Genomic DNA, 7,762 nt, shown 5'->3' on the forward strand with positions numbered 1-7,762 from the left:
CGGCATCCTGCAGCTGCGACACGGTCGCGGCGAGGCGCGGCACGAAACACTCCGGTGCAGGGAATGGCTGCTCAGGCTTGCGCCCGCCCCGGCCGGTTCATATCGGCCTTTTCCGGTTTTCGTATCGGACATCGCCGCGCAGGTGATTCACCTCGCCATGTGAGAGGTCTTCCGGCAGCACCTCCATCTCGACCCCCAGCGTCTTCGCCTTCTCCACCATCGCGCGACCCTGTGGGCAGGCATCCTGGCGGCGCTCGGAGCAGACGAACAGCATCGGCACCGCGTCGCGGGCGAGCTGGTGGTAGGGCGAGGCGGCGATCCAGTCGGCCGGATTCCTGCCGAACGCTGCGTCGTAGATGCGCGGCAGCGGGGGCTTCTTCATCGTCTGCGGCACGTCGAGCGCGCCGCTGTCCAGCGAGACCACGCCTCGCGGCCGTGCGGCGCCCGCCTCGCGCCACAGCGTGGACGAAGCGCCGACCAAGGCGGCGAGGTGCGCGCCCGCGGAGTGGCCCATCAGCAGCACGTTCGCGGGATCGGCGTTCCACGATGGTGCGCGCTTCTGCACGTCGGCCAGGGCGCGCGCCACGTCGCGGGCCTGGTCGATGGGCGCGGTGTCCGGTCGCATGCGGTAGTTGATCGAGACCAGCACGTACCCCTTCGGCAGCCAGTACGCGGCCTTGTTCTCGACCACGCCCGGATTGTCCTTGTTGCCGTTGGCCCAGCCGCCGCCGTGCACGAACAGGATCACCGGCGCGTGCTGCGGCTGCGCCGGCAGGTAGACGTCGTAGCGCTGGCGCGGATCGTCGCCGTAGGCGACATCGCGCAGCGCACGGGCGCCGGCGGGCAACGCCGGTGGGCTTGCAGCCGGCTGGCGCGAGGCGTCGCGCGCCTGCTGCAGGCGTTCGCGGAAGGTCTGCGCGGCCAGCGGCAGCGCAGCGGTCAGGACGCAGGCCAGCAGGCCCGTGCGGAACAGCATCGTCTTCATCGCATCACCTTGTTGGGGGAGATCAACCGGCCCGCAGCCACAGTTGCGCGCGCAGGCCCTGGGGCGTATTCGGCAGCAGGCGCAGTTCGCCGCCGTGCTGGCGGGCCACGCGGTCGACGATCGGCAGGCCCAGGCCGCTGCCGCCGCCTGCCTGGTCGTGGACGAACGGCTGGCGTGCGCGCTCGGCGGCTTCGGCGGACAGGCCCGGACCGCCATCGGCCACCTCGACCACCCACGCCGGACCTTCGGCCCACAGCCGCAACGACAGCGGCAACGTGCCATGCCGCTCGGCGTTGACCAGCAGGTTCTCGACCGCGCGCAGCAGCGCCATCGGCTTGCCCGGCAGCAGCGCGTGCTCCGGCAGTTCCACACGCCAGCCTTTCGAGGCAGCGGCGACCGCATGGCGGCAGATCGCGGCCAGGTCGACCGTTTCGCTGCCTTCGTCGCGGCCATCGCGGGCGAAGGCGATGAACTGGCCCAGGATCGCGTCCATTTCCATGATGTCGCGCTGCATGCTGCGGGTCAGGTCGGGATCGGTGTCGGGCACCATCTCCAGCGCGAACTGCAGGCGGGTGAGCGGCGTGCGCAGGTCGTGCGAGATGCCGGCGAGCAGCAGCGCACGCTCTTCCGTCGCCGCGCGCACGTCGCGGCTGGCTTCGCCCAGCGCCTGTGCCAGGCCGGCGACTTCGCGCGGCGCGCGCGCCGGGACGACCGGCGGGGCGTCGCCGCGCACGATGGCCGGTGCCGCCGCCGCGAGCTGGCGCAACGGCTGCACCAGCCGGCGCGCGAAGTACGCGGCGGCCAACCACACCAGCGCCACGCACCCGATCAGCATGAACACCGAGAAGCGGCGCATGCCGGTCCCCGGGCGGTCGTAGGCGAACGACACCCACAGCGGTTCGCGCGTGGCCGGTTTCAGCCAGATCACCCGCAGCCCGCGGCCTGCCTCCATCCGCAGTTCGCGCCCGGCGCCCAGCGTGCCGGCGGCCCGTTCGCGCAGTTCGCGCAGCAAGGGCGCGAAACGCGGACGGGCGTCGGCGGGCGGCGTGCTGCGCACTTCCAGCCCGGCATCCCGCAGCTGCGCGACCGTGCGTGCGTGCGGCTGGTGCTGATCGAGCGCTTCGACCACTTCGGCGAAGCCCTGCATCGCGCGCAGCAGCTGTTCGGCCGCCGGCCGCGTGGCGAGTTCGCGCCCGAGCAGGACCGCCAGCACGCCCGCGCCCACCAACACCAGGGCGATGACCAGCGCCAGCTGGCCGAACACGCTGCGCGGCAACGGCGCCCTCATGGCGCGGCCTCCGGCGGGACGAACACGTAGCCCACGCCCCAGACCGTCTGGATCAGGCGCGGCTGGCGCGGATCGTCTTCCAGCAGGCGGCGCAGGCGCGCGATGGTGACGTCCATGCTGCGTTCGAAAGCCTCGTGCTCGCGGCCGCGCGCCAGGCTCATCAGACGGTCGCGGCTGAGCGGCTGGCGTGGATGCCGCAGCAGCACCGACAGCACCGCGAATTCGCCGCTGGTCAGCCGCAGCAGCGCGCCGTCGCGGGTGAGCTCGCGCCGACCCAGGTCCAGCGTGAAAGGCCCGAACACCACCTCACCGCCGTCGGGTTGCGGCGCACCGGGCGCGGGGCGCGTGCGCCGCAGCACCGAACGGATGCGCGCCAGCAGCTCGCGCGGATTCACCGGCTTGGGCACGTAGTCGTCGGCGCCGATTTCCAGCCCGACGATGCGGTCGATCTCGTCGCCCTTCGCCGTCAGCATCACGATGGGCGTGGCGTCGCCCTGGCCGCGCAGGCGGCGGCATATCTCCAAGCCGTTCTCGCCGGGCAGCATCAGGTCCAGCACGATCAGGTCGAAGTGGCCGCGATCCAGCGACTGCCGCATCTGCGCGGCATCGCCCACGCCGCGCACCTCGAAGCCCTGCGATTGCAGGTATCGCTGCAGCAGCTCGCGCAACCGCACGTCGTCGTCCACCAGCAGCACGCGGGGCAGGGTCTCGTCCATGCGGCCACTATCGCCCGCCGCCGCGACACCCGGCAAACCCCGTTTCCGGCCGGTTTGTAAGCAGATGTTTCCGGCGCGGGCGGCAGACACATCTGCTGTCAACCGCGACACACCTGCCGCCGTTGCCCGCCCTACCTTGGCCCTGCCGCCGCTTCCCCGTGCGGCCACCCCCCACCCCGATGAGGATTCCGCCATGAGCAAGACCCCGTTGCTGATCGCCACCGCTTTCGCCGTGTGCGCCACCACCCTGATCGCCGACCAGGCCGAAGCCCGCGAACGCAGCCGCGCCGTGCAGCGCACCGCCCAGGGCGGCAGCGTCGCCGTCGAGCGCAGCAATGCCCGCTTCGACAGCCAGCGCCAACGGGGCTGGCAGGCCGATGGCCAGGGCAATGCGAGCGCCGCGCGCAGCGGCAGCCTCAGCAGTGCCAACGGCGGCAATGCCGGTTACGACCGCAGCGCCTACCGCAACGCCGACGGCAGTGCCGGCCGCCGGGGCAGCGCGTACGCCAACGGACCGAACGGCGGGACAGCCAGCACCAGCGGTGGCATCAGCCGCGACGCGGACGGCAACGTGACCGGCGCACGCAGCACCACCGCCACCGGCGCGAACGGCAATAGCTACACCGGCAGTACAACCGTCTCGGACGGCACGCTGGTGCATACGCGCACCTGCACCAATGCCGCCGGTGACGCCATCGCCTGTCCGCGCGGCCACTGACCGACCGGCTGCACCCTTTCCCGCAGGCGCGGCGGCCTGGCACCTCCCCTGCCGCAAGGACGCATTCCCGACCCGCCGCGCCTGCACCTGTTCCTTCCCTCACCCGGAGATTCCCGATGTCCCGATCCATCCTGCTTCCCCTCGCCACCGCCCTGTCCGTATGCGCGCTGGTGGCGCCCGCCCATGCCCAGCAGCGCACCCTAACCGACGAACAGAAGGCCACCCTGCACGAGCGCCTGAAAGCCGCCGACACCAATGGCGATGGCCTGATCGACAAGGCCGAGGCCGACGCGAAACTGCCGCGCATCGCCAAGCGTTTCGACACCCTGGATGCCGACGGCGACGGCAAGCTCTCGCCCGATGAAATGCGTGCGGCCGGCCAGAAGATGGCCGCGCGTCGCACGCGCTGAGGCGGCAGGATGGACGACTCCCGCCTGTTCGCCGGCCTGCCCCTGCTGGTGCTGGTCGCCGTCGCCGCCGTGGAAGCCGCGTGGCTGATGCGACGCGGCGTCCGCTACGACTGGAAGGGCTATTGGGCGTCCTTCGGCGATGCCGCCGGCCGTGCGCTGCTGGGCGTGCTGATCCAGGGTGGCGTGGTCGCCGTGCTGCTGTTCGCGATCTGGGAGTTCCGCCTGACCACGATCGCGATGGACCGCCCCTGGCATTGGCTGGCGCTCTTCGTCGGCCAGGAGTTCTGCTACTACTGGATGCACCGTGCCGATCACCGCGTGCGCTGGTTCTGGCTGAACCATTCGGTCCACCACTCGGCCACGCAGTACAACCTGTCCACCGCGTACCGGCTGGGCTGGACCGGCAAGCTCACGGGTGCGGCGGTGTTCTTCGGTCCGCTGGTGTGGCTGGGCTTCCCGGTGCCGTACGTGGTCGGCGCGCTGGCGCTGAACCTGCTGTACCAGTACTGGCTGCACACGGAACTGGTGCCGCGTCTGCCGCGCCCCGTCGAGTTCGTGTTCAACACGCCGTCGCACCACCGCGTGCACCACGCCAGCAATCCCGAGTATCTGGACTGCAACTACGGCGGCGTGCTGATCGTGTTCGACCGCCTGTTCGGCACCTGTCGCGACGAACGCCCGGACGTGCCGATCCGCTACGGCCTGGTGGATCCGGTCGACAGCTACAACCCGGTGACCATCGCCTTCCACGCCTGGGTGAAACTGGCCCGAGACTTACGCCGCGCGCGCGGCGTCAGGCAGGTCGCCATGACGTTGTTCGGGCCGCCTGGATACATCCCGGGAAGCGCGAAAAAGGCCCGCCCGGGGCACTGAGAGTGGCCCGGGCGGGCTCGGCCGGCGACAATGCGCGCCCCCCGCGGCCCCCACGCCGCCCGCCCGCCGAGCCCCATGACCGCCTTCGTTTCGCCCGACCGCATCCGCGGCCTGTTCGCCCAGGCCATGTCCGACATGTACCGCGCCGAGGTGCCGCTGTACGGCGACCTGATCACGCTGGTCGGCGACATCAACAACGCCACGCTGCAGCGCGACGCCGCCCTGGCCGAGCGCCTGCAGCGTAACGGCGAGACCGAGCGCCTGGACCTGGAGCGCCATGGCGCGATCCGCGTGGGCACGCCGGCGGAACTGGCGATGCTGGGCCGCGTGTTCGCGGTGATGGGCATGCATCCGGTCGGCTACTACGACCTCACCGTGGCCGGCGTGCCGGTGCATGCGACTGCGTTCCGGCCGCTGACCGAAGAGGCGCTGGCCGCCAATCCGTTCCGCATCTTCACCTCGCTGCTGCGACTTGAACTGATCTCCGATGCCACGCTGCGTGCCAAGGCCGAGGCGATCCTGGCCAAGCGCGACATCTTCACCGCCGACGCGCGCGCGCTGCTCGCACAGGCCGAACGCGACGGCGGGCTGGGTGAGGCCGACGCGCAGCGCTTCGTCGCCGAAGTGCTGGAAACCTTCCGCTGGCACGGCGATGCGACCGTCACGCTGGAAACCTACCGCGCGCTGCACGGCCTGCACCGGCTGGTGGCCGACGTGGTCAGCTTCCGCGGCCCGCACATCAATCACCTCACCCCGCGCACGCTGGACATCGACGCCGCGCAGGCCGCGATGCTCGAACGCGGCCTCCAGGCCAAGGCGCTGATCGAGGGCCCGCCGCGCCGCGCCGTGCCCATCCTCCTGCGCCAGACCAGCTTCAAGGCGCTGGAAGAGGAAGTCGCCTTCCCCGACGCGACCGGCACGCTGGTACCCGGCAGCCACAGCGCGCGCTTCGGCGAGATCGAGCAGCGCGGCCTGGCGCTGACGCCGGCCGGGCGCGAGCTCTACGACCGCCTGCTCGCGCAGGTGCGCCAGGCCGGCGGCGCCGGCAACACGTCGGCCGACTATCCGCAGCGGCTGGCGGCGGCGTTCGCGGAATTCCCGGATGACGAGACCACGCTGCGCCGCGAAGGCCTGGGCTACTTCCGCTACCGGCTGACCGACACCGGCACCGCATTGCCGGCCGCCGAGCGTGCGGCGATGACGCCCGACGCGATGGTCGACGCCGGCTACGCCGTCGTGGACCCCATCGTCTACGAGGACTTCCTGCCGGTCAGCGCGGCGGGCATCTTCCAGTCCAACCTGGGCGGGGGCGAACAGCGCGCGTATGACGCGCATGCCAACCAAGACGCATTCGAGGCCGCCCTCGGCGCGAAGATCCACGACCCGTTCGCCCTGTATCAGCAGGCGCAGGACGCATCGATCGCGGCGCTGCGGGCCTGATGCCTGACGCCTCGCACCCTCTCCCCGTACAACGGGGAGAGGGTGCCCAACGGGCGGGTGAGGGGCGAACGGAGTCCGGACACCTTAGTTCGTTGGATCGGGACAACATTCTTGATAACGAAGTGAATCGCCCCGGGGTTCAGTTGACATCTCCAAGCCGTGCATTACGGCAATCACGGAGGTGTGTATGAGCGGCAAGCGGTATTCGGGACCTTCATCGTCAATCAAGACGGCGTGGTCTACGAAAAAGACCTCGGACCGGATACGGCAACCGCTGTAGCCACTATCGACAGCTTCGATCCGGACGCAAGCTGGATGAAGGTCGAGGAGATTACGGTAGCCGAATGATGTTTGACAGTTACGGACTGACTGCCGGCACAGTTGGTTAAATATCCGTAAATTCGGTTTTTTAGCCCATCCGGGAATATGAATTGCCATTAAACTGGGCATGCGCTGGCGCGTGCCCGGCTTTTCGTTTCGGCCCAGCCAGTGACGCCAATGCACAGCCCCGCCGTTTCCCTTCAACCGTGCTTCAAAGTTACGCTCCGGAGACCTGAAATGAAATTCAAGACGCTGAAGATCCTTGCCGCCACCGCGGTGCTTGCCGGTTCCATGCATACCGTTTCTGCCAAAGTCAAAACCGTGGAAAAATTCACCACGGTGACCGAAAGCGCCACCATCGTCGCAATCGACCAGGCCAACAAGCGTGTGACCTTGCAAGGCCCGGAAGGCAAAACGCAGACCGTCACCATTGACCCGTCCAATGTCTATCTGGCCAACGTCAAAATCGGCCAGCAGGTGACCGCAACCTACGGGGTGGACATCAAGGCGGAACTGCGCAAGCCGACCAAGGCGGAGGAAGCCGAACCGTTCGTGATGGAAGTCTCCGGGGGCACCAACAACAACATCAACGATCCGGCCGCTTCCATCGGCGCCACCATCCATCTCGTTGCCACCATCGTCGCGGTCGACAAGGACGCCGGCACCGTGACTCTGGAAGGCCCGAACGGCCGCACGCTGACCGTCGATATCGAGAACCCGAAGATCGCCAAGCATCTGAAAGTCGGCAAGACCGTGATCATCGACTACACCAACCGCCTGATCCTGAAACTCGACCCGCCCACATCCTGATGCGCGACCTGGCGGGCCCGCATCATGCGGGCCTGCCATCATCAGTCAACAAACCAAACAGGAACCGACATGCTCAGCACATCCGACACACTGGGTATAGGAAGTTCAACCGCCCTTTTTGGCGAGTCTGGCGGGTAGGAAGCGGCCGCGCAAGCGCCGCTTTGGGCACAGATCGGGCACAGATCGGGGGTTCATGCGTGG

9 protein-coding genes are annotated in these 7,762 nt (G+C 69.1%); 6 read left to right on the forward strand and 3 right to left on the reverse strand.

Annotated elements, in window-relative coordinates:
- Positions 1-97: 97 nt before the first annotated feature.
- Genes AC1VXC_RS20545 through ompR form a run of 3 tightly spaced genes read right to left on the reverse strand, consistent with a single transcriptional unit; the run spans position 98 to position 3,025 of the window.
- Positions 98-985, reverse strand: a complete 888-nt coding sequence (locus tag AC1VXC_RS20545) for an alpha/beta hydrolase (RefSeq protein ID WP_423173255.1) — start codon at positions 983-985, stop codon at positions 98-100.
- A 22-nt stretch (positions 986-1,007) separates the two neighbouring features.
- Complete coding sequence (locus tag AC1VXC_RS20550) at positions 1,008-2,273, reverse strand: ATP-binding protein (RefSeq protein ID WP_330948318.1); 1,266 nt, start codon at positions 2,271-2,273, stop codon at positions 1,008-1,010.
- Complete coding sequence (gene ompR / locus AC1VXC_RS20555; protein WP_481539891.1) at positions 2,270-3,025, reverse strand: osmolarity response regulator transcription factor OmpR; 756 nt, start codon at positions 3,023-3,025, stop codon at positions 2,270-2,272. The genes AC1VXC_RS20550 and ompR overlap by 4 nt, the downstream gene beginning before the upstream one ends.
- Before the next feature lie 157 nt (positions 3,026-3,182).
- Here ompR and AC1VXC_RS20560 point away from each other — a divergent pair, with 157 nt between their 5' ends.
- The 6 genes from AC1VXC_RS20560 to AC1VXC_RS20585 all read left to right on the forward strand — a co-directional run bounded on the left by AC1VXC_RS20560 (position 3,183) and on the right by AC1VXC_RS20585 (position 7,561).
- A complete protein-coding gene (locus AC1VXC_RS20560) occupies positions 3,183-3,707 on the forward strand; it encodes a hypothetical protein (RefSeq protein ID WP_330948317.1) in 525 nt (174 codons plus the stop codon).
- Between the two features lie 116 nt (positions 3,708-3,823).
- Positions 3,824-4,117 carry an EF-hand domain-containing protein gene (locus tag AC1VXC_RS20565; RefSeq protein ID WP_423173252.1) on the forward strand — a complete coding sequence of 98 codons (294 nt, stop codon included), beginning with the start codon at positions 3,824-3,826 and terminating at the stop codon, positions 4,115-4,117.
- 9 nt (positions 4,118-4,126) lie between these two features.
- Complete coding sequence (locus AC1VXC_RS20570) at positions 4,127-4,990, forward strand: sterol desaturase family protein (protein ID WP_423173251.1); 864 nt, start codon at positions 4,127-4,129, stop codon at positions 4,988-4,990.
- Between the two features lie 75 nt (positions 4,991-5,065).
- Positions 5,066-6,430 (forward strand): 2-oxoadipate dioxygenase/decarboxylase HglS, encoded by a 1,365-nt coding sequence (gene hglS, locus AC1VXC_RS20575; RefSeq protein ID WP_423173250.1) that lies wholly within the window; start codon positions 5,066-5,068, stop codon positions 6,428-6,430.
- A 159-nt stretch (positions 6,431-6,589) separates the two neighbouring features.
- On the forward strand, positions 6,590-6,778 hold the full coding sequence (locus AC1VXC_RS20580; protein WP_423173249.1) for a DUF2950 family protein: 189 nt from the start codon (positions 6,590-6,592) through the stop codon (positions 6,776-6,778).
- Positions 6,779-6,988: 210 nt separating this feature from the next.
- On the forward strand, positions 6,989-7,561 hold the full coding sequence (locus AC1VXC_RS20585; RefSeq protein ID WP_423173248.1) for a hypothetical protein: 573 nt from the start codon (positions 6,989-6,991) through the stop codon (positions 7,559-7,561).
- Positions 7,562-7,762: the final 201 nt, after the last annotated feature.

Source organism: Stenotrophomonas sp. STEN033, assembly GCF_056856655.1.